Source organism: Bradyrhizobium sp. Kon37, assembly GCF_055807535.1.
In genome coordinates this window covers 14,647-36,637 of the sequence record NZ_JBVVOY010000014.1, presented here as the reverse complement: position 1 = coordinate 36,637, position 21,991 = coordinate 14,647, and the positions used below count along the sequence as shown (strand labels likewise).

The following is a 21,991-nucleotide window of genomic DNA, read 5'->3' as shown; positions in this document are numbered from 1 at the left end:
GTCCGTGCGGATCACAAGTGTCAGCTTGCTGAAGGCCTTGAATGGCGCCGGCCATTGATCGGGTGACGGCGATGCCGATTGAGGTCCGCAACACACAGGCTCGGGGACGGCGGTGCTCAAACAGTCCAGCTCACTTGATACCGGGGATTGCGTCGCGGTAGTCGCGGAGGATTTCAATCCCCGTATGGAGATCACCTGGGACTATACGCCTGCTGCTGTAGCTGCTTTACCCGAGCCCTCCGTATGGGCCGTGCTCATTTCTGGCTTCGCGGGCACCAGCTTGACGGCTTATCGGCGCAAGTCGAGGCCAGCATTAAGGGCCACCTGATCCGTGATCAAGATTTGATACTGGGCGGCCTTCGGGCGGCTCTTTGCCAGCCTGCAGGCGCGATATAGCAAGTTGGCCCATCAACGGACGCCGGGGGCCACCCGCTCCTCGGCCGATGCTGGCGGCAAACCGGACATCACAGTGCGAGCCGTTTGATGGCGCCTAGCCGAGGCGCAAGACGCGACGGAAAACCTTATAGGCGAGAAACGAGACGAAAAACCCAACCGAGCCACCAAGCGCTTTTTCCAGTGTGTCGATCAGGCGCGGGTCTCGATCTGGAACGACGAACTGCGCAAACTCGAGTCCAACGATAATCCCCAGGATAGAGATCGCGACCAGCCGTGGGCGATCAGGGACTGAAAGCCGAAAAAGGAAGCCGAGTACGGCGTAAGCGCAGAACCGTTCAAAAGCTGTGATCAGCTCCGTGTCGGTGTTGACAAGAGTTGGCCTCGAGGAAAGCCGGGACAGGGTCGCAAAAACAATAAAGGCAAGCCACCCGAGGGTGGCGAGGCGCAACAGGATTCTGGCTGCTCGCATAAGACGTGAAACTCCAACGAAGTCGGGGTGCGATAAGGCAGGCGCACTCTGTTGGCCCTAGCCGCAGCCAGGAGGCTCAGGAGCAGGCCCGTGCTGGTAAAGGGGGCAATCTGGCAGTTTGCGTTGCACCCGAAAGTGATCGGAGAAGCGAAAGTGGGAAGCACGCGTAAACAGCCCGGCAAGGCTGTATTTGCCTGCATTGTTCGGCCCGGAAGGGGCCGGCGCGCGCAAACCACAAGGCTGGCCGAAGGCTTCTGCTGAACCACCTGAAAAGGTGATTCGCTGTGCTCAATATTGGCCGCGCAGCTTGACATGGACAGGTTCTGACCGATTGTCGAGCGTCCGTGGGAGTTTGGTCGACGCCAGGCTATTGCTTGTCAAGCCACGCGTCGATCCTGGGTTTAAACGCGACAAAGGACAACGAGAAGCAGGCACCAAGCACAAAGCAGATGGATGCTATCGAAATCGCACACTCCTGTTCGCCTGGGTAGACTCATGTGCTGCCAAGCAGGATTGTTTATTCGAATAACAAGGCAGCCAGGTAGCCGATCGGTTGCCATACCAACCAACCAATCGCGGCAAGCCAGACGACAGTAACGACGACCGCACTCGCACTGAATACCAGAGGGAAGACCAGGTCGGAACGTTTGCGGCTCTCAATCGCCACATCACTTTGATCTGCTGTCTTGTCGAACATTGGGGTTTCTTGACCTTCGACTGCGGCTGTGGCGTTGACGTCCGGCTGCTTACTGGATTGTCTGCAATGCAAAGTCGCATCTTTTAGCTCAGCCGCCGCTCGATTCGCTGATAGCTCTTTCACCAGAGCTATGTGCTTGTGGGGGACGACCGCTCATTCGAGGCTCCGGACGTGCGGCGACCTCGCCCAGCCGCTGTCCACGGACCCTCTGAACAGGTTCTCAACCATCGTGTTTTCCTCCGGCCGTTCGATACGCGTGCAGAACACAGCGTGCCGCTCGATCTGCTGATACAGCTCTTCGGCGCGCTCTCTCGCCTTGTCGATGGCGGGAGGGAAGCCCAATCTGTCATGGGTGAGCGCTTCATCCCGCAGGCTTTCGTACATGCGAACGATGAAGTGGTCCGAGGGTCTTTGAATGACATCCGCGCGCTCCAGCAAAAGGTGGGCCGCCAGACCTGGGGGCGTTGCTGGCGGCCCATGCCGGACAGTTCAAATCGTGGTCTTCGGGGATCGACCTGGGGGCAAGACCATCCGCGACCGGCGCGACAAGCATTAGCCGGGTGCGCCCCTGGTCTCAAGGACAGGTTCGGATTAACCTCACTTCTCAAGGTTAAGGGAGATCCCGTCTCCGTTAGCGACAAGGCAGGACGCTCAAGGCCGTCTCTGCATCAGTGGTGCGCGCCGCCCGCACGTCGTATCGGCACAAGCCCTCCGGCAAGCAACGCGCCGAGACCAGTTGCGATGGCCAGGTTGAGCTCGATCATTGTTTGCAATCCCCATCTCTGTCGGCAGTATTCTCGATACATTGCCAGCCGGTGCCGTTCCCAAGTACGTGATCGGGCTTGCGGAACGAAACCGCCGATACTGGCCTATCCCTACAACAGCTGTCCGGAGGGCAAGATGTCCCGCTTCACCACCTGGGTCATTGCCGTAATGTTGGTCTCTACACCTGCGCTGGCGCAGGTCGATCTGCGACAACCAAACGGGCCCGTTGACTTGCGTGTCGATGGACGTCCGAACAAGCGCGAGGGCTTGCCGCCGAGTGCCGCCGATAAAGGTAACAGCAGTCGTCAGAACTCGATTTACCAGAGCGATTGCGCCGAAGTGGATCAGCTCAATCCAAATGCTCGGCCGCGCTATCAGGATAGAGTGCGCCGAGCCTGCGACCAATGAAAAGAAAGACCGCCCGAGGCGCTCTCTGTAGTTGTTGATGAGCAATTGAGATCAGGCAACAAGCGGGCCTGCTTGCGACGATGTCAGGCTGGAAAGCGTACACCATGAAAGCCGGAGAGCATCATCGACGAGGTTGATGGTTCAGGCACAATCAATGTGCCTGACGTATAGCTCGTCACTCCGGCGTATGGATCGTCAGTTGCCGGCAGATTTCCGCAAAACTGAAGCTGGATGCTGAGTTGGAAAGTAATCGCCTGCGAAGTTACCGAAGCCGACCAACTTGACCCCGTGATTGGTACCGCTGTTCTTGAACAGGGTAGGAGGAAAGGTCCGAAGGCGTAGTGATCACCGGACGGGCTCAAGATACCTCTCACCAAGCCAGGCGTCGGGTTGAAGTTTGTCGCCAAGCTAAATTCAATCCGTCCGGAGTGTGCCCTGCTCCGGTTGTCGCGTCGAAGTGGGCTCGTGATTCTACCGAAGGGTCCTTTGAGAGTGCTTGAGAACCCGACGCCTGAGAACGCAATTTACAACCGCACTCTCTGACAGGTCCTTTTCATGGGACCCCTGGTCGGTTCTTCAGCCCGATTTCGCTATCGACATCCCGATTGCCCCTGCGAGGATCGAAACGCATCCAGCCAGGATCAGCCAATGACCGGTCTGCAGTTCTGCGAAGTAGCTCATAAATGCGCCCACGAAGACAAAAGACCATTCGGCTCTATGGTTGCGGGCGAGTCAATCCGGCACGGAAGCAATGACTGCCAATCCGTGCTGCTTGATTTCTCAGTTGGTTGCACTGCGATCATCGAATCGGCCAGGGTCTCGCCTGGCAGTGGTGCCCGCGTCAGAGGGATTCGCGTTGCTGGTCATGGTGGCACCAGTGCGAGCATTCACGATCCTTCTCATGTTTGCGCAATGCTGGTTCATTCTCCGGCACGGCCCGGTAACTCTGTTTCATGGCTTCTAGGCTCCGGGCGGCCAAAACAGAAGTTGACCCTTTTGGGGACGGATCCATGCGCATGTCGTTTGGAAGGCGACCCCACAGAGCTTCTCGGCTCATATTGGGTGCCGAGCGTAAGTCAGACTGTGGGGAACCTGGTTGAGCAGGCACGGGCGCTCAATCCAGGCATGCCGCCGGACGCTCAGGAAGACCGGGCGGCGGTGATGACCAATCCATCCGACAAGGCCCTCGTCCAACCTGACGGCGAATCCTTCAAAGAGGTGGCGCCCTAACGGGGCAGGAGCAGGACGATGACGCCGGAGTGAAGGTGCAGGAACGTGCTGGCGCACAACAGCCAGTGCAGCGTCGCCCTGCCTTAACCATGCTTCGGGGCAGAGAGCCGGCGCCTAAATTCATGTTGCGCCGCACAGACAACGAGCCTAAGCTTAAAATTGCTAACAAAAAGTTATTGGGACGTTTGTCAAAAGCCGATTTTTGTGGTTCATCTCCCCGATTAATTTGCCGTTAGAATTTGGTGAAGTTTGATGTCGATTGGTTCGGATATTCGCGAGAAAGAAGCGCGTCAGGTCGACCAGGCGCATGTCCAAAAGGGAACAATCTGGTCGTCGGACTTTATTCCCTACGCATTGTCTACCTCGGACGCGCTCGTCATCATTCTGGCGAGCATTGGTGGTGGAATAGTCTACCATCTTGCAGCAGGCAGCCCCGTACCGAGCCTGCTGCCGTGCTGTGCGGTCGGCCTCATGGCTGCATTCATCTATATCCTGCGTATGAGCGGGATCGGCTATTATGACCTGCCCGACAGCGCCAAGCCCGGGGTCGAGATCACGGAAATCCTCGTTTGCTGGTTCAGCACCGGAATCCTGCTGGCGTTCTTTGCCTTCATCCTGAAAATCGGCGGAGATTATTCGCGCGGCACCTTCTTCGCTTTTTATCTGGTGACTCCGATCGGTCTCCTGGCTGTCCGCAAGGCGACCAAGACCAATTTGGCGTCGGCTGTTGCGAAGGGGGGAATCAGACGCAGGGATGCAGTCCTTGTCGGTGATCAGAGAGAGCTTCTTGCCCTTGCCCCGAGAGATCGCCTCGCGCTGTTCGGGGCAACGGACGTCAAAGAGTTCTTGTTGAGCAGCGAGCCCGATTGCGAGAAGCGGCTGGCTGCCGACGAAGGCGTTTTTGGCCAGGTCGGGGCCTTTGTTCGTCGCAACAACTGCCGGGAGGTGCTTCTGGTGCTCCCCTGGAACGATGACGCGCGAATTGAATTTGCGCGGGAGAAAGTCAAGAACTTACCGGTTTCCTCGCGGTTGCTGCCGGATTTGCACGTTCGATCGCTGTCCAATTTCGTGTCGTCGGCGCGTCAACGGGTGCTCGCCGTCGAAATCCAGCGTGCGCCGCTGAGCGCGGTCGAGCGGGTCGTCAAGCGTGCGATGGACATCCTGGTTGCTGGACCGGCTCTGGCTGCACTGCTTCCGATTTTTGTTCTCACGGCGATTGCCATCAAACTGGACAGTGAAGGGCCGGTCATTTTCCGTCAGCGTCGAAAAGGCTTCAACGGCAAAGAATTCGTAATGCTGAAATTCCGCACTATGAAAGTGCAGGAGGATGGTCCAGTCGTGGTTCAGGCCAGTCGGGAGGATCCGCGGGTGACGCCGATCGGGCGCTTCCTGCGGGCCGCCTCCATCGACGAACTCCCGCAATTGCTCAACGTTCTTACGGGTGAGATGTCTCTGATCGGTCCCAGACCTCATGCGCTTGCCCATGATAGCTATTTCGAGAGAATCCTCGAAGACTATGCCTTCCGGCATCATGTCAAGCCGGGGCTGACGGGGTGGGCGCAGTGCAATGGCTCCCGGGGCGCCACGCCCACCGTGGAGGCCATCGCCGAGCGCGTAAAACTCGATCTTTGGTACGTCAACAACTGGAGCCTTTGGCTCGATGTCCAGATCCTGATCAAGACCTTTTTCGAGGTTGCCCGAAAGCGGAATGCCTATTAGCGCGAGAATTGCATGCGGATCGCAACTGCAGGATTGCTTTCCCGCGGTGACATCAATTCGCCAATAAATTATTCTTAGCTTCTTTCTTTCAATGGCTTGTACTTATTCCATGCCGCGAAGTACCAACTTTGCGGGGACGGAAATAAATCGCACTTGGAAAAATGTGAAAAAATGGAACATCATTCAACATATCGAATCATGATGTGCCGAGTTCACGCAGCGGAAGCTGCTACGCTACGACGGACGGATGAAGAAGCCCAATCTGGAAAGCATGTCGCTGGATGAGCTCTGGCAGCTACACGAGGAGCTCAATGAGCTCTTGTCGGTACGGCTGAACGCCGAGAAGCGAGCTCTTGAGAAGCGGTTGGCGCAGCTTCGTCGTGAGAACGAGGCCGCCAATCCGCCCGCCGCTCCCTCTTCGCGCGAACGACGGCCTTATCCTCAAGTTCACCCCAAGTATCGCAATCTGAGTGCTCCCTACGAGACATGGTCGGGTCGGGGAAAGCAGCCGAAATGGCTCACGGCCGCACTACGGGCCGGCCGCTCGATCGACGACTTCCTGATCTCAAGCCGCCGCTAATTCGGATCTGGAATCAATCGCGCCGTTCAAGCGCTCCATTCAGCAAGGAGGAGGCCCCAGGTGAAACTCGTTATGGCCCTGATCATCGGCCTTGCCTTGCCTCAGCTCGCGCAGGCATCGACGGAAGATTTCAGCCGCGCGAAGCTCCGGCTCACCGATGCGGCAAGTGAAGCTTGCACGGCCAATTGCGACAATCAGAACGCAGCATGCAAGCGGGTCTGTCCGACCACCCTCGGCGCTCCATGCTTCGCGTCCTGTGACAGCCAGGCGCAGGTCTGTCGCCAGAGTTGCCAACCCAGGTAAGATCTACCGGGACCCCTGCTCGGTTATTCGGCGCTACGGCAGTCTCGAAGCCAATCTGACCGTGCACTTTTGCGCCTCGTCTCGAGGAAGGCTCTGTGCAGCCCTGCCGTCCCGAGAGAACCGGCTTGAGGCAGGATCGCTCCGATTCAGCTTCCCCACGCGCTGAAACCCGCCGCCCGGGATCCCGGGGGCCGGAACGGCTTTTACGTTGGGTTAACCATGATGATTTACCAGTTGTTTACGCTCGAATTCCCGCGCGTGCGCCTTTTTATGTTCGGAGCTTGCTTTGCCGATGTCTCGTGGCCCCCTCACGGGTTCTGTGGTTTGCCTGCTCGCAAGCCTCGTCGCCGGCTGTGGCGCCCCGGGAATCGTCAGTCCGACCCTGAACGCTCAGCCCAGGTTATCAGGCCAGCCGGTATCCTTCGAGGCGAACGCCCAGGACCTGATGCCGACGGGTGCCATCGCGCTGCCGTCACCATCATCCAGGGCAGTCGCCACCGTTGAGGGTGGCGACGGCCGGATGATCGGCTCGGCAGCGGCCAAGTCAAGCTCGGTGGCTGCCAATGGCAATGTCGTCCTCAATCTGGCCAACGTTCCCTTGCAGCAGGCAGCCAAGACGGTTTTGGGAGATCTCCTCGGCGTCAACTATGTAGTCGACCCCCGGGTCGACGGCGTCGTTTCGGTCCAGACCAGCAACCCGGTCTCCAAAACGGATGCCCTCGAGATTTTCCAGACGGCCATCGCTCCGATCGGCGCAGTGCTGGTACAGAACCGTGGCATTTACCGGATCGCTCCGGCCGACCAGTCTGCGACCGGGGCTGTAAGCACTGTCCGCGATGCTACCAACAGTGCGGTTACCGGCAGTGGCGTTCGCATCGTCCAGCTGAAATACGTCGCAGCCACGGAAGTGGCGCGCGTGCTCGAACCGATGGTGCCAAAGGGAGCTATTGTGCAGGCGGACGATGGGCGCAACATCATCGCGCTGAAGGGCTCACAGGCCGAAATCGACAGCATGCTCGACTCGGTTTCGATCTTTGACGTTGATGTGATGAAGGGCATGTCATTCGCAGTCGTACCTGTCAGGGCAGCTCAGCCTGAAAGGATGGTCGACGAGCTGAAAGCGGTATTTGCCTCTGACAAGGAGGGCCCCCTGAAGGGGAGGGTGCGGTTCATCGCCAACACTAGGCTCGGTGCAATCCTCGTCGTGACCTCGAATCCAGGTTACATCCCGCGCGCGCAATCCTGGATCAGGCGGCTTGACGCCCGCGCCAGCGGCACAGAACCGCAACTTCACGTCTATCAAGTCCAGAACCGGACAGCCGGTGAACTCGCCGGAATCCTTCAGTCCATGTTCTCGCAAGAGATGAAGGTCGTGCGCCCGACAAGCCGCAACGTCTCGCCGAAATCGAAGCAGATCTCCTTCGGAAGCGATGCGAGCAAATCCTCGGCGACCGGCATCGGCGCTTCGGACCTCACCATGCAAGCAGGATTGGGGAAAGCGGCAGACACGATGGTGGCATCGCGCTCTTCAAACGGCGATCCCGACGGAGCGTTGGCTGACATGGTGGACAACAACACGGCATCCAGCACGGGCGCTGAGCCAGTGATGAAGATTGTTGCTGACGACACCAAGAATTCGCTGCTGATCATGGCCAATGAGCGCGACTACCAACGCGTGCTGCGCGTCGTGCAGGGTCTTGACGTGGTGGCGAGCCAGGTCTTGATCGAGGCTGTGATCGCGGAGGTGACCCTTAATGATGATCTTCAGTTTGGGCTGCAGTGGCAATTTGCGAAGAATGGAACTCCGACCGCAACATTCTCCAATGCTCTTACCGGCGGCGTGGCAGCCGCGTTCCCCGGTTTCAACTATGCCATCAACACTGCGAACATAGCGGCGACCCTGAGCGCGCTGAACGCCCTGACTCATGTCAATATCATCTCCACACCGTCCCTGATGGTGCTCGACAACAAGACGGCGCGCCTTCAAATCGGCGATCAGGTTCCGATCACGACGCAGACTGCGACGAGCACGGTTACCGCCCAGACAGCAATCGTGAACTCCATCACGATGCAAGATACGGGCGTGATCCTCTCAGTGACCCCGCGCATCAATGAGAGCGGGCGGGTCCAGCTCGATATCGAGCAGGAAGTCAGTAGTGTCGTCAGGACAACGACGTCGAATATCAATTCTCCCACCATTCAGCAGCGACGGGTCAAGACGACGGTTGTCGTGAGCGACGGTGAGGTCCTGGCGCTGGGCGGCATGATCCAGGACAGCGCCAGCAAAAGCAGCAACCAGTTGCCGATCCTGGGAGACATTCCGGGGGTTGGTGCGTTGTTTGCAAACAAGAAGGACGCGGTTGCGAAAACTGAGCTCGTCATCTTGATCACGCCGAAGGTTGTTCGCGACGGGACCGAAAGCCGGCTGGTCACCGAAGAATATCGCCGCAAGATGAATGTCTATATGCCGCACGCCACAACGCGCCAGCGGGCGCCCCTCAATACCGCGCAGCGCCTGGTGACGCCGTGATACGAGGCGCTCGCCTGGTCTCCCGGTTGGTTAGCGTTTGCGCATTGCCGTATCTATTGGCCGGCTGCGTGACCAGCCAGCCTTACGTGATTGATCCGCCGCCACCCTATATGCTGTTGCCCGTCGATGAATCCATGTCCTGCAACGCGATCGCGGGCTCGTTCCGCTTCTCGGTCAAGCGCGCTGCTCGCCTCGAATACTGGCTCGCGGCAGGATCGCTGGCGGGCTATGATTCTGACCGGTTTCCGCTCGATGCACCAAAGCAGTTGGCTGACGAACGCCGGCGGCTGGATGCTCTGACCGATCTTCAGCGTACGAAGGGATGCACGGTGCTCGAGCCTGGTCCTGCTGTAGCCGAAGAGAGAGAGCGGCTGGAGGAGTCAGCAAGAAATTCCAGGTCTCAGGCCGTTCTTCGGTCAAAGGGTTGAACGTCCTGTGTCGGCTTTATAGCTTGAAGCAGGTCTGGGCCGGGCCGCTGTTCGTCAGTTGGCTTGCGGCGGCGGCTGAGATGACGTCGCCACGTCGCCATTCGCGGATGAGGTAGGGTTGAGTGGAGGCTCCTCCAAATGACACCAGAGCTTCCCGAATGTACCGTGACCCGTCGATTGCGCGGATGTCGGCCCGAATGGTGAAGCTCCCGGGCAGGGTCGGGCGTCTGGTTTCGGCCCGCGCTGGATCGAGACCCATCAGCAGGCGCAAGGCTGGCGTCATCGCCTCTGGCACAGGCTCTACCCGGCCCGATAGAGTGGTTGTGTAGCGGATTGCTGAGCGGAGCAATGCGGGCGACATGCCGTCGATCTGATCCAGCTCCAGGTTGGTCGAAAAGCCCGAGCGTTTTACGTCGTTCGGCGCGTTCGTTGGTGCGGTCTGATTGCCGGTGAGCGGGGTTTGACTAGCGGTCTCTTTGTGCTGGAGTGACTTCCGGAAATTGACGACGTTCTGGGCAATTCTGTCCCCGAGCGCCTTGTCCTTCGCGACCGCCACGAAAAAACGCTCCAGGGTCGGCAGCCCGGCGGCATTGATGTCGATCTTGCCGACCTCCTCCTCGACGACTATTTCGGCCTGCTCGCCTCCGGGCATTCGGCATTTCTTTGGAAAGCCGGTATCCGGCGTCGGCGAGAGCATGCTTGCGATGGAGAAATTCACGGCACTTTCTGCAGCTGCAGCCGCTGAGAGCACCGAGCCGTCAGCCAGCGCGGTCCTGGCGCGATAACGAGCGCCAACGATCACGGCTGCACCGAGCAGCGTGAGGAGACCAAGACCCCAGATCACCGTAATCAACGCGAAGCCGCGGCGCCCGCAGGAGCCGCAGGGATGGCTGTTCGGGACTTCGCGACGATGCCGCATGCGGCGACATGCAGGCGCAATCGACATGGACCGTCCTTGCAAGGATTGACCTCGTTCGCCGCATCGATTGCGAGTTCGTATATGAAAATGGCAAATAAAGTATGAAAAGCCTTAATTAACAAAATCGTTCTAGCGTGTGGATGGCCGGATGTCAGGATCTCCGAAAACCCATGCTCGCCCATGCACAGACATTGATATGCGAGGAGTCGCCGACGACGGGTTTGGTCAATGTTCCCAAGCCGAAGGAGGACGGCTTCGCCGATGCGTTCTCAGCGCTTCTGGTGCGCGAAGGCCTTGTCGATGCAGGAGCGATTGCCCGGGCGAGGCGCGCTTCGGAAGCCGCTTCCGAGCGCCTGGATATCGTCATGGTGAAGCTCGGCCTGCTTTCGGAGGCTGATCTCTGTGGTGCATATGCTGCTTATTGCGGGCTCGAGGTCGTGCGATCGTCCGATGTCCCGGCGCAACCGGTGCTCGCAGATCGCCTGAAGCTCCCTTTCCTGAAGACCAGTCGCACATTGCCGATATCGACTTCCAACGGGGCTCTGCTGTTAGCAACTGTCGATCCGTTCGACGAGGAGGCGCACAGAGCGATCGGCTACATGCTTGGCCGGAAGGTGGATCTCGCTGTCATCGCTCCTGCGGACATTGAGCGCGCATTTCGCAAGCTCTACCAGGATACTGGTGCGCAAGCATCCGGCGACGATCAGGGCATTGTCGCGCCCGGCGTAGCGGATGGAAACGAGATTGACGTCGAACGCTTGCGTGACATCGCCAATGAAGCGCCGATCATCCGTCTGGTGAACCAGATCATCGCAGGTGCAGTCGAGCGTGGAGCGTCCGACGTCCACATCGAGCCGGGACGGGACACAGTTCTGGTTCGAATCAGGCTTGATGGATTTCTACAACAAGAGCGCGTTGTGCCATCGACGCTCAAGGCTGCACTGACGACACGCATCAAGATCATGGCAAGGCTGGACATAGCCGAGCGTCGATTGCCCCAGGATGGGCGTATCAAGACCGCAGTCCGCGGAACCGAGATTGACGTGCGCGTCTCGACGCTGCCGACGGCGTTCGGCGAGAGCCTTGTCCTCAGAATTCTCGACCGGACCAGGGTCGAACTGGATTTTTCCAAGCTCGGTCTAGATCAAGACATTCAGGCGGGGCTTCATCGTCTCATGTCGCTGCCAAGCGGCATCATTCTGGTCACGGGCCCGACAGGAAGTGGCAAGACGACAACGCTATACACTGCGTTGAACGAGCTAAATCGCCCGGAATCGAAGCTCTTTACTGTTGAAGATCCGATTGAATATCAACTCGGTGGCGTCAATCAGATCCAGGTCCAGCCACAGATCGGGCTGGATTTCCCCGCCGTCCTTCGCTCGATCCTGCGCCAGGATCCGGACATCATCATGATCGGTGAAATCCGTGATCTGGAGACCGCCCGCATAGCCGTTCAGGCGTCGCTGACCGGTCATCTTGTATTTTCCACGCTCCACACCAACAGTGCCATCGCCGCGATCACCCGCCTGATGGACATTGGCATTGAACGTTATCTGCTCGCCTCGACGCTCACCGGTGTGATGGCTCAGCGTCTGGTACGCAGGTTATGCCCGCACTGCGCGTGTCCAGCCGCCTATCGCGCCGAGGTTACGTCGCGCCTGAAATGGCCAGTTCCGGAAGGACTTGCAATTGACTGGTCGGGTGCACGTGAGGCCGTCGGTTGCGACGCCTGTCACGGCACCGGTTATCTCGGGCGAACGAGCGTTGCCGAGCTTCTGGTTGTTGACGACGACATGCGGGAAGCAGTTGGCAGACGGAACAACGATCGACGGACCATGATCTCTCTCGCACGACGTGCGGGTTTTCACACGCTCTACGAGGCCGGCCTCATCAAAGTCTCTCTCGGTGAGACGACGATTGAGGAAGTGCTCAGGGTCTCGCGATCGAGTTAGGGAGCATCGCGTGTCCACTTTCCAGTATCGTGCTTATACCAGGCAAGGCGTCGTTACCTCGGGCACGATCGTCGCCGAAGAGCTGGATGCGGCGGTCGAGGCGCTCTACAGCGCCGGCCTCACGCCAGTGGAGACAGTGCTTCGCGCGGACAGCCGTTCACATTCGACTACCCCTCTGATTGAACCCGGAAATGCTGGCTTGCGTGGGCGGGGCTCCAGGCGCGTCGGACTGAAGGAGCTGTCTGCATTTACCACTGAGCTTGCGTCACTCGTGAGTTCCGGCATTCCGGTCGATGCTTCATTTCGAGTGCTCGCCGGCGCTGGCGCGTCACCGAGGCGGATTGCCCTCGCGAACGGATTACTGAAGGATATCCTGGCCGGCCTGCAGCTGTCTGAGGCGATGGGGCGGAGGCCAGAGGTTTTCCCGCCTGACTACATTGCAATCCTGGCAGGCGGAGAGGCCGGAGGACAGACGGCACAGGCGCTCATGCTGATCGCAGAAATGCTGGCTCGGCGGGTTGAGATCAGAAACAAAATCCGCGGATCTCTGGTCTATCCTGCAATTCTGTTGCTGATGTCGCTGATGTCGATTGCCGTGATCATCTTCGTGCTCATTCCGAATCTCACGCCGATTTTCTCTGACTCAGGTCTGCCCCTGCCCGGCATTCTGGCAGTCCTTGCCGATCTTCCGGATAGTTGGGCCCGGCTTCTGCTTTGGTGCGTACTGGCGGCGATCGCTGGTTGGATCGCCTGTCGTAGGATAGTCAGTGACGAACAGACGATGAAGAGGCTCGATCATCTCAAATGTCACCTCCCTGTCGTCGGATCTCTCATCCAGCGACGTGAGGCGAGCCAGTTCGCTCGCTCGGCGGGCAGCCTCGTGGAAGCCCGGGTACCACTCATGGCCGCGCTGCAAACGGCACGCTCATTGGTGAACAATCGATATCTGAGCGCCCGTTACAGCGAGGCAATCAGTCAGGTGCCCGAGGGCAAGGCGCTGAGTCAGGTGCTCGGTGGATCGGGGTTGATTCCTCCAGCAATGATACGCCTTATCGCAGTGGGCGAGGAGACCGGCCAGCTTGGAAAAATGCTCGTCCGCGTCGCTTCCAGCCTGGAAAGTGAAGTTCAGGGCAAGATCGAGCAACTTGTCGGACTTCTGACTCCGCTACTTACCGTCGGGATCGGGGGACTGGTGGGAGCCCTCATCCTACAGGTGATGAGCGCAGTTCTGTCCATCAACAATCTGGCGTATCAATGAAAAGGATCGCTTCCGGTTCTGGCGGTTTCTCGCTGATAGAGACACTCGTTGTGCTTTCGATCATAGCGCTTGTCTCGGCCTCTGTCATGGCAGCGAAGCCAAGAACAGCGGCTGCGCGGATTAACGCCGAAGCTCGCTCGATTGCAGCGAGTCTCCAGCTGGCCCGCAGCAGGGCCCGGGCTCGCAACGCTGAAATTGTCGTTGGCGTCGATACGCAGAACGGCCGCTTCGGAGCCATCGACGCGATGCGCCAGTTGCCTGCGGGTATGGAGCTGGCCCTGACCGTCGCGGTGACTGAACGACATGGTGCAGTCGGAGGCGTACGATTCTATCCAGATGGCCGTTCGAGCGGTGGAGAGATCCTGCTCACTTATCGGGGGCGGAGGGAGCGCGTCGTCGTCAACTGGTTCACCGGCGACTCGAGAATCGAGTGATGTCCGCTCGCACTTCTACATACAGTTCGCCCGCTCATGGCAGGCGCCTCGCAGCCCAACGCGGCTTCACCCTGATAGAAGTGCTGATCGCCTTCGTTGTGCTTGCCGTTGGCCTCGGCACTCTGGTGGTTGGAATCACGACGGCTTTGCGGGCCGATGCCAAAGTGCATAACAAGCAGGTCCTTGATCAGATCGCTGAATCCAGGCTTGAGATGGTTGGCCGCGCCGCCCCCTTCAGGAGCGGTCGTCGCGAGGGGCGGATCGGGCGATACCGCTGGCGCGAGATCGTGACGCCCGTTCAGCCCGCTAAACTCCGAACGCCGGATGGAGCCGCTCCAGCGGGAACCCTGTTGACGATGTTATGGGTTGAGATTGTCGTCCAGGATGAGGCAGGAGCAGAAGCCAGGCTGGCCGCTCTCAAGCTTGCCCCAGGACAGAAGCAATGACCCGACTTCGGCTTAAAAGGCTTCGCAGATCCTGTCAGCACGAGTCCCAGCGCGGGCTTACCTTGATCGAGCTTCTGGTGTCGCTGGCGATCCTGACGATCCTCTCCGGCTTTATCGTCGGAGGATTGTCTATGGCTGTTCGTGCCTTTGATGCAGACCGACGCAATAGTATCGAAGCGGCGACCAATGCGGCGCGAGAGAGCCTCCGCAGCCTGATCGCTTCGGCCATGCCTGCGCCCGGTGCGAAGCAGGCCGGCAGCTTGCTGTTTGATGGACAACAAGAAGAATTGCGCCTCGTCGTTCTGAGCGAGGGGCGCACCTTGCAAGGGGGCTTGCAGGACGTCCGCATTCGTCGCCGTAACGATGAACTGATTGTCGAGGTATTCGGATTGTTGAAAGAAAGCGAGGCTCGCAAGTCGCCGGTTTCCTCGACGACCATCGTCAAGGGCTTGCGCGACATACGTTTTCGCTATTTCGGGGTCGCTGGCAGGGAAGGCGATGCTGTGTGGCGCGACGACTGGATCAAGGCCGCGCGGTTGCCTGCGCTGGTCGAAATAAGCATGAATTTCAGGGACACGGGACGCAACGGTCCCGCGATGATCGTGGCGCTTCGTAACGAAGGGATGCCGGGCGGCTCGTAATCCACACCCGGCGTTACACCTCGTAAACAATTGGTAAATATACTCGACAGCTCGATGTTCGGACTTGCAGGGAAATCAGGCCGATGACCCACGTCTCGGTGAGCAGATTGCAGACCCCGCGTGCGCTTGCGGAGGGGTGGCGGCAATTCACCCATTGGTGGATGGATGAGTTGCGTGAGTGCATGCCAGCCGCCTGGCGTCACGCGTTGCAGGCTCGAAGTGAAAGGCGACTATTCGTCTGGACGGAGGACGATACCGTCGTGTGTCACCTGGTGGCTCCGCCTGGCGTTCGGGAATGCCGCTTCCAGGCAAGTCGTCTGAATCGCCTGCAGCTGGATGAGTGGATCAAGGAATGTGGATGCACCGGCGATGCCGTACAGGTCGGTGTCGTACTGCAGTCCGATCTTTTCTTCCAGCGCGAGTTCAGGCTACCTCGATCAGAGCTCGACGCGCTGAAACGGATTCTCGCGCAAGAAGTCGTTCACCGCACGCCGTTTCAGCTTCCCGACATCTGGCATGGTGTGACTCCGGACAAGCCTTCGAATGACGGCGTGGCGGGCTTCCGCCACTGGATCATTCCCAAGGATCGGGCAGGGTCCGAGATTGCACGGCTGGGTTTTCAGGTATCCGAGATCGACTTCATTGCGGTCAAGCCGGCGACTGGTACTCCGATCGCCGTTGTGACCCTCGGAGAAAGCCGGCAGGAGGATCCAGCCTGGGTGTTGCGAGCGACCCGCATCCTTGCGCTCGCTCTGCTGGTTGTGACGATGACCGGTATGCTCGCATTCGAGTGGTGGCAGTCGAGGCGAGCGGCGGGGCTCGAGGAAGAACTTTACGAAGCAAAGCAGGGCGTACAACTTGGGCAACAGGGTGCAGGATCGCCTGCGCAACTTGTGGCGCTCAAAGCTGTGCCGGGCAGCCTCGCGGCCTGGGACGAACTGTCTCGTGTCATTCCGGACCATACATTCCTGACGGAAGTCCGGGTTGCCGGGGGCACCATCACGTTATCTGGTGTGTCGTCTGATGCTGCCCGACTGGTGCGGATTCTGGACGGTTCCCGGCTTTTCACGGGAGCAACTCTGGTCGGGCCGATCACGCCGGATGCCAACGAGCAGCGGGACCGGTTTCGCATCAGCCTGAAGCTCCGGAAGGGTGCGGGCCGGATTGCGATGCCGGCGGAGAGGCCACAATCATGACTGGCGCACTTCTCCGGCGGCGGCTGATTTTCTTCGGCATGAACTGTGCGATCGTATCGGCTGTATTCTTTACGATTACGGGCCCAATCGCCTCTCATTTCGCCGAGCGAAACGATGACATATTGGATAGCGCAGCGCAGCTCGCACAGATCCGGCATGTCGCAGATGAGGCGTCCAGGATCGCCAAGTCCTCTCCATCGGATACTGACCCGTATCTGCCGGGAGCCGAGGAGCGTGTCGCGAGTGCAGACCTTCAGGCCAATCTGCAGGCCGTGGCCGGCGCGAAGGGTTTGGCGGTGCAGGCTGTCCGCGGCCTGGCGGGGCGTCCGGCGGGACAGTGGCGAGCAGTTGCGGTCGGGCTGGAAGTCGAGGGCGCGGCTGCGGCCGTGCGGGAGCTTATTGCCGCGATCGAGACGCAGACGCCGTTCCTGTTCGTCACAGACCTGTCGCTACGAACGCTCACCGAGGGAGACGATATGCGTATGCGCGCAAGCCTGACGGTTGAAGGAGCGCTGCGTAGCTCGCCTGCTTCGACCGCCGGACCGTTGTTGACCGAGAACCGGCACGACAGCGACGCGAAGGCGGCGAACAAATGACCGAGCTGGTTTCCCAAAACACTCGGTGGCAACACTGGCAATCAGCCCTGAGGTCCCGTCTTGAACTGGCGTCCGCGGGTGTTCGCCGGCGTCTGCCGGGTCAAATCCCCAGCCGCCGCGAGCTGAAGTCGTTGGCGCCTCTCAGGCGAGGATTGCTGGTCGGTCTTTCCGTGCTGACAGGGCTCGCCGCCGTTGGGCCGATCCTGGCCATCGTGTCATTGGAGCTGGCGATTGCCAACCAGTCGGCGTCAGGCGCTGGTAACCGAGCATCGGCGGGTCGGGAGAGCCGGAGTGGCGGAACCTACGAGAACATCCTGCAGCGTCCGCTCTTTTCCAGGAGCCGCCAGCTTCTGGCTGTTGCCGCGCCTCCTGCCGTTGTCCCATCGATATCGACGCGAGCGATGCTCGACCCCAGCGTCGCGCTCAGAGGTGTCTTCATCAACGGCGAGCAAGCCAAGGCGTTTCTGACCTTTTCGGAGAACCCGGTGGGGTTCTGGATCGCGTTGAATGAGCAATGGTTGGGCTGGCGGCTCTCCGAAATCAAGCCGAACCAGATTGTGCTCGAGGCTGATGGTGAACGGCAGACCTTGCAGCTGACTGTCCTGGCGAAATGATCGCAGCGCTGCGCAAAACAGCGACGCGGACCGGACACTATTTGGCGCGTGCTCTGGCTTGCCGCGAGCCCTATCGAGACCAGGTAATTGTCGCTTGGCTCCTTGTTGCTGGATTAATCGGGATTCTCACGTCCGGGTCTGCCAATCAGACGTGGACCATTTATCTGTTGCTGAGCGTGATGCTCGGATCACTTTTGGCAGCTATCTGCGCCATCGACGCCCGTTTTGGCATCATCCCGGACAGACTTGTCGGAGCGCTGGCTGTCTGCGGCTTCGCAGCAGTGTGGCTCCTGGATCTGGGCGAGATAATGTACCGGCTTGCGGAAGTCGTGATCGTGCTGATCGCGATCACGGCTTTCCGTTCGATCTATCGTTGGGTCCGTGGCTACGACGGGTTTGGCTTTGGCGACGTCAAATTTCTCGCTGCCGCTACATTATGGATCGGCTTTGGTTCGCTGCCGGCCCTGCTTTTGATCGCTGTCGTCTCGGCGCTTGCCAGCGCGTTTCTGCTCAGGTCTGCGCGATACGAAGTCGAGGGGCGGCATGCCATTCCGTTTGGCCCCCATCTCGCCGTTGGGCTGTGGCTGGCGTGGGTATTCGATCCGATGGCAACCCTTCCTGGATAAACAAGCAAGCGGCGCCGGGCCTCTAGCCCGAAGGCTTGTTGGCAGATCGAACGAACTGAATCGTTGCGACGACGGCAATGCCGATGCAGCCGGCTACGATCTTCTCGGACGCGTCCATCAGGGTGCCGTGCCGATCGGGAGTTAGTGTTTGAAGCAGTTCAAAAACCACAGCGATGCCGGCTACGATCGAGCATGTTACAAGCGGACGCCGTGGGTAAGCCAGTGCGAACAGGATGCCTAGCATCGAGAAGGCGATCACGTGCTCCAGGTGCGCCCACGTCGCCATGTTCGCCCCGAACAAAAACGGCTTTATTTTTCCGTAGACGACATAGATGAATTGGACTTTGGTCAGCGTCGCATAGCCAATCAGGGACACCATTCCCCAGGCAGCAATTGCAAGCGTCGTCGTGACGATCGATCTGTTCATGCTCCTTTTATGCAGGGCAAAGGGCCAAACGTCGATAACTTTTAGCGATGAGTGCCCCTGGCACCACGGCACCTTGCATTGGTCAGTGCATCTTAACCATCACCTCGCTGGAAGCTTAACCACATCTCAGGCGAGAAGTACTTGTCTGGTCCATGACCAGGATAGACTGATCACCGTCGCGCTTTTTGTTATGGCCGAACAGAGCGAGGAGATCCATGAAAGCCAGGACGTTCACACTAACCACCGTTGCAGTTTTGACAATGTTCGCGCCTTCCATGGTCGAAGCGAACGACAGGGCGGGACCTTATCGCAAGCCTCATTGGCGCAACGCGTACGGTTACGATGCCCGCCTTTCCAGGATTGTACCTCCTGTTGTGACAGTCGTGACACCAGATCTCTCCCACCCGGTTGGACGTTACGTCCACAACAGATTGGATGACGGTTACGACTATCCCTTCGGATACGGCGAATACGCAATTTATGGTAAGTGGGCGCGAGACGCCTATGGACGGCCCGACGCGGTGCGGTGTCGTCTGGTCTGGTTTGACGGGCCGCGATTGCGTACTCTCAACCGCTGCGATTAATCGGGTCGAGTGCTGACGGATTGGTTTACGGCGTTAAGCGTGAGCCGCAGCAAGCATCGATCAAGATACGGCGTGAATGAAGGTCACTTCCCGTTGCCATGCATTCGTTTGAGCTCACTCCGCTTGGGCCTCTTGGTTGCCAGGGTAGAGCTTTCCTTCCGTACGGCCTTGCGAAGCGCGAGAACCTCTGCATAGCGCAGGCATAGAGACTTCTCGACCGGGTCGAGCACAATGCTCTTGGATATGTTGATACGCTGCAAGTCGATTACTCCCGCAACCATTCAGGTTGGCTTCTGACCTTACGAGCTATGGTGCGGATTATAGGAATGGCCTGACCGCGCGACAAACAGAGTCGCTGGTTAAGCTTGATGGCCGATCTGGCACATCTATCAGTGCCGTTAACTCGCCGAAAAGCTTAACGCCTTCCTTGCGCGCAGCCTGGCATTTTCACCGGGTTACTACGCCCGTATTCAGGCTGGCTCGAAGTTACCGGTTCTGTTAACCCGATGAACACGGGACGCGATGAGGATACCCCGAAATACGAGCGTATCTGTTTGGGGGCATCATGACCGTCGACACGCGTAAATCTTCAGCGCCACGTCGCTTCAAAAATCTTCGTCATGCCAAGCCGCGATCCGCGGCGGCCGGCTATACGTTGCTGGAGTTGCTCGTTGTGATGGGCATTCTCGCGGCTTTGACTGCCATGGCGACACCGCAAGTCATGGGGTATTTCGGAAAAGCAAAGACGCAGTCCGCTCAGCTTCAGATCGAGAACATCAACACGGCTCTCGAGATGTATTATGTGGAGAATGGTTCATATCCGAGCCCGGGCGCGGGACTCCGGGCGCTGGTTGAAGCGACTCCGGAAGCTCCTCGCTGGAATGGCCCCTATTTGAAGAACGCCAGAACCTTGCAGGATCCCTGGGGTCGGCCCTATCAGTATTCCGTCACTGAGCAGGGCGACTACAATGTCTACTCGCTCGGGCCGACCGGAAAGGGAAACAAGAAGACGGGTCCAGCGGTGAGCACGAATCGCGCCTGGGCAGACAACGGGTGAGACGGCTGATGTCCCTTCATCTTCCGAAGGGGTGTCGGGTGCGGCAAGTCTGAAGAAGCCGGGGTTCGATGTGGGACGTAGGTCGCGAGCTTCGGGAAACAGTCGATCGGGACGAAGCCATCAAACTCCGTGCTTGATGCACGGGATAGTTCATTTCCGTTTGCAGTCTAGCGTATGCGCCTTCAAGTTAAAAACCCGGCACTAAGGTCCGGTGCAGAACTTTCGAGACAGCGGGCTGCGGCGAGCGACGGGAATGTGGCTGACGAAAACCGTGCTCGCGCGTTCGGCTGAGAGGTTTTTGTGCGATGCTAAGGGGAGACGAAAGTACTTTCCCGGAAGGCATTACGTTGCACTTCGGTTCAGCATCGCGCACCTGATCGTCTACTCGTACTGGGCCGTCGTCCTTCATCGAATGTTCGAGTCGGGGTACCGCCCGGCACGCCGCCCTTTACGCTTTCGAATTGGAACGGGCCCGCCTGTTTGACATGTGCCACGTGACCGCGCCGCGGAGCTTTGATCGATCCGCTCGCGCTTGTTCTGCTTCGACTTCTTCCCTCAGCTTGAGTACTTCCTGGTGCATGCGGCCGAGAGCTTCGGATGGCGGCTGGCTGTCTGAAGTCCTGGTTTGCTTTTTGCCCATGGGCAGAGCAATAGCGCAGCTCGCGGAACAAACAATACGACTCGGTTTTTAACCTAACCGGTCAACCTTACCGCGTGAAGCCCCTTTCGTCTGACGACGCTTTGTCAGCAGGCCGACCGATGCGCAGCTGGTGGCGGGACGTCCGGGAGTTTTATCGGTGCGGCCTCCGTGCCAATTCAATGCGGTCGCTTCAACGGAGTGCAGTAATATCTCCAGGAGGGCGAGCTTTCCGGGCTGGTGGATCAGAGGATGCCCATCGCCCCCGTCGTTTTTGTGGTCTGCTGGATCACATGCACCGTTACGTCGAACCTGATCTCCACGACGAGCTAAGCTGCACTTGCGGTCTAGGCGAACCATAAAAATTTAGCAGCAGTTTCAACGCAGTTGAAGCAGGTCTGGCTTAAGATGGATAGGCTTGGAAACGGAGATATCGCGATGAATTATCCGCCTGATCACGGCCTGCCACTCGTTCAGTTGAAGGAGCGCCGTCGAGAACTTGTTGTGGCGCTACGAAATCGCGTGGGTGAGATCGACGACGATGAAATGAGGCAGATCGCGGTCCTTCAACAGGCAATCTCTGCCTTCGAAGATGTGATCGCCGACCTCGATTGCGAGCAGAGCGAGGCTGCCTGGGACAGTGCCGATCGGTCCGTTCGTTCACTCCCTGTATTCGGACGACGCAGCATCGTTCATTTGCCAGCATAAAAACCGATGCTGCAAGCATGACGGTGTGATCTGCGAGTTGCAGGTTGGTTTCAAAGTTAAGCCTGGAATGGGCATAGTGCGTATTGCTCTCACGGAATCGATGTGGCGGCTCGAGGTCTTCATTGGGGGCCGGGGCACGGCGGAAGCGAGGCGAGGACAAAACTCGCATCGCGCCTGAAGTCCGGCTTCGATCTCACCAGTTTGGCAATCGAATGATCTGATTAAGTTTATCGAACCGGATAGAACCCGAACAAAAACGTAGTAAGCCCAACGAGCGCTATCGGAAAGCCGGCCGCTCATAACGGTCTGGTTGCAGGTTCGAGTCCTGCCGTCTCACCTACCGTGGTGTAGCCGGCGGCCGGTCGCCGCGC

General features: G+C 58.8%; 22 protein-coding genes and 1 tRNA gene. 18 read left to right on the top strand and 5 right to left on the bottom strand.

The features are described from left to right. Positions 1-490: 490 nt before the first annotated feature. From AC0L3J_RS23760 to AC0L3J_RS23750, 3 genes are all read right to left on the bottom strand, one after another. Positions 491-865 (bottom strand): VanZ family protein, encoded by a 375-nt coding sequence (locus AC0L3J_RS23760; RefSeq protein WP_473348462.1) that lies wholly within the window; start codon positions 863-865, stop codon positions 491-493. Between the two features lie 517 nt (positions 866-1,382). Then, positions 1,383-1,685 (bottom strand): hypothetical protein, encoded by a 303-nt coding sequence (locus tag AC0L3J_RS23755; RefSeq protein ID WP_473348461.1) that lies wholly within the window; start codon positions 1,683-1,685, stop codon positions 1,383-1,385. Positions 1,686-1,715: 30 nt separating this feature from the next. Continuing rightward, the gene (locus AC0L3J_RS23750) at positions 1,716-1,946 is read right to left on the bottom strand and encodes a hypothetical protein (RefSeq protein WP_473348460.1); all 231 of its coding nucleotides are present in this window, start codon (positions 1,944-1,946) and stop codon (positions 1,716-1,718) included. A 516-nt stretch (positions 1,947-2,462) separates the two neighbouring features. Between AC0L3J_RS23750 and AC0L3J_RS23745 the strand changes: the two genes are divergently transcribed. From AC0L3J_RS23745 to AC0L3J_RS23720, 6 genes are all read left to right on the top strand, one after another. Beyond that, positions 2,463-2,735: a hypothetical protein gene (locus AC0L3J_RS23745; protein ID WP_156948718.1), complete on the top strand. Its 273-nt coding sequence runs from the start codon at positions 2,463-2,465 to the stop codon at positions 2,733-2,735. A gap of 648 nt (positions 2,736-3,383) precedes the next feature. After that, entirely contained in the window at positions 3,384-3,965 is a 582-nt protein-coding gene (locus tag AC0L3J_RS23740; protein WP_473348459.1) for a hypothetical protein, read from the top strand. Positions 3,966-4,217: 252 nt separating this feature from the next. Next, complete coding sequence (locus AC0L3J_RS23735) at positions 4,218-5,684, top strand: undecaprenyl-phosphate glucose phosphotransferase (RefSeq protein WP_084462213.1); 1,467 nt, start codon at positions 4,218-4,220, stop codon at positions 5,682-5,684. A gap of 247 nt (positions 5,685-5,931) precedes the next feature. Beyond that, the gene (locus tag AC0L3J_RS23730; protein ID WP_473348458.1) at positions 5,932-6,264 is read left to right on the top strand and encodes an H-NS histone family protein; all 333 of its coding nucleotides are present in this window, start codon (positions 5,932-5,934) and stop codon (positions 6,262-6,264) included. A gap of 595 nt (positions 6,265-6,859) precedes the next feature. Beyond that, positions 6,860-9,097, top strand: a complete 2,238-nt coding sequence (gene gspD, locus AC0L3J_RS23725; protein WP_473348457.1) for a type II secretion system secretin GspD — start codon at positions 6,860-6,862, stop codon at positions 9,095-9,097. A gap of 68 nt (positions 9,098-9,165) precedes the next feature. Further along, complete coding sequence (locus tag AC0L3J_RS23720; protein ID WP_035968497.1) at positions 9,166-9,525, top strand: hypothetical protein; 360 nt, start codon at positions 9,166-9,168, stop codon at positions 9,523-9,525. A 16-nt stretch (positions 9,526-9,541) separates the two neighbouring features. Here AC0L3J_RS23720 and AC0L3J_RS23715 read toward each other — a convergent pair whose 3' ends face one another. Next, complete coding sequence (locus tag AC0L3J_RS23715; protein WP_473348456.1) at positions 9,542-10,471, bottom strand: hypothetical protein; 930 nt, start codon at positions 10,469-10,471, stop codon at positions 9,542-9,544. 143 nt (positions 10,472-10,614) lie between these two features. Here AC0L3J_RS23715 and AC0L3J_RS23710 point away from each other — a divergent pair, with 143 nt between their 5' ends. The 9 genes from AC0L3J_RS23710 (at position 10,615) to AC0L3J_RS23670 (ending at position 18,207) form a co-directional block, all read left to right on the top strand. Then, positions 10,615-12,396, top strand: coding sequence for a GspE/PulE family protein (locus tag AC0L3J_RS23710; protein ID WP_473348455.1), 1,782 nt, complete (start codon positions 10,615-10,617; stop codon positions 12,394-12,396). A 10-nt stretch (positions 12,397-12,406) separates the two neighbouring features. Further along, positions 12,407-13,654, top strand: coding sequence for a type II secretion system F family protein (locus tag AC0L3J_RS23705; protein ID WP_473348454.1), 1,248 nt, complete (start codon positions 12,407-12,409; stop codon positions 13,652-13,654). Beyond that, the gene (locus AC0L3J_RS23700; protein WP_027516169.1) at positions 13,651-14,088 is read left to right on the top strand and encodes a GspH/FimT family pseudopilin; all 438 of its coding nucleotides are present in this window, start codon (positions 13,651-13,653) and stop codon (positions 14,086-14,088) included. Before AC0L3J_RS23705 ends, AC0L3J_RS23700 begins: the two co-directional genes overlap by 4 nt. After that, on the top strand, positions 14,088-14,534 hold the full coding sequence (locus AC0L3J_RS23695; protein ID WP_473348453.1) for a type IV pilus modification PilV family protein: 447 nt from the start codon (positions 14,088-14,090) through the stop codon (positions 14,532-14,534). The genes AC0L3J_RS23700 and AC0L3J_RS23695 overlap by 1 nt, the downstream gene beginning before the upstream one ends. Then, entirely contained in the window at positions 14,531-15,175 is a 645-nt protein-coding gene (locus AC0L3J_RS23690) for a prepilin-type N-terminal cleavage/methylation domain-containing protein (RefSeq protein WP_473348452.1), read from the top strand. The genes AC0L3J_RS23695 and AC0L3J_RS23690 overlap by 4 nt, the downstream gene beginning before the upstream one ends. Positions 15,176-15,258: 83 nt before the next feature. Continuing rightward, positions 15,259-16,371, top strand: coding sequence for a PilN domain-containing protein (locus AC0L3J_RS23685; RefSeq protein WP_473348451.1), 1,113 nt, complete (start codon positions 15,259-15,261; stop codon positions 16,369-16,371). Beyond that, a complete protein-coding gene (gspM, locus tag AC0L3J_RS23680; RefSeq protein WP_473348450.1) occupies positions 16,368-16,967 on the top strand; it encodes a type II secretion system protein GspM in 600 nt (199 codons plus the stop codon). The genes AC0L3J_RS23685 and gspM overlap by 4 nt, the downstream gene beginning before the upstream one ends. Continuing rightward, a complete protein-coding gene (locus AC0L3J_RS23675) occupies positions 16,964-17,581 on the top strand; it encodes a hypothetical protein (protein WP_473348449.1) in 618 nt (205 codons plus the stop codon). Before gspM ends, AC0L3J_RS23675 begins: the two co-directional genes overlap by 4 nt. Beyond that, a complete protein-coding gene (locus tag AC0L3J_RS23670) occupies positions 17,578-18,207 on the top strand; it encodes a prepilin peptidase (RefSeq protein ID WP_473348448.1) in 630 nt (209 codons plus the stop codon). The genes AC0L3J_RS23675 and AC0L3J_RS23670 overlap by 4 nt, the downstream gene beginning before the upstream one ends. Positions 18,208-18,229: 22 nt before the next feature. Here AC0L3J_RS23670 and AC0L3J_RS23665 read toward each other — a convergent pair whose 3' ends face one another. Continuing rightward, a complete protein-coding gene (locus AC0L3J_RS23665) occupies positions 18,230-18,634 on the bottom strand; it encodes a VanZ family protein (protein WP_473249183.1) in 405 nt (134 codons plus the stop codon). 1,149 nt (positions 18,635-19,783) lie between these two features. On the opposite strand from AC0L3J_RS23665, the gene gspG reads away from it, so the two are divergent. The 3 genes from gspG (at position 19,784) to AC0L3J_RS23650 (ending at position 21,957) form a co-directional block, all read left to right on the top strand. After that, the gene (gspG, locus tag AC0L3J_RS23660; RefSeq protein WP_473348447.1) at positions 19,784-20,275 is read left to right on the top strand and encodes a type II secretion system major pseudopilin GspG; all 492 of its coding nucleotides are present in this window, start codon (positions 19,784-19,786) and stop codon (positions 20,273-20,275) included. Positions 20,276-21,350: 1,075 nt separating this feature from the next. Next, the gene (locus tag AC0L3J_RS23655; RefSeq protein WP_473348446.1) at positions 21,351-21,620 is read left to right on the top strand and encodes a hypothetical protein; all 270 of its coding nucleotides are present in this window, start codon (positions 21,351-21,353) and stop codon (positions 21,618-21,620) included. A 271-nt stretch (positions 21,621-21,891) separates the two neighbouring features. Continuing rightward, a tRNA-Ile gene (locus tag AC0L3J_RS23650) sits at positions 21,892-21,957 on the top strand. Positions 21,958-21,991: the final 34 nt, after the last annotated feature.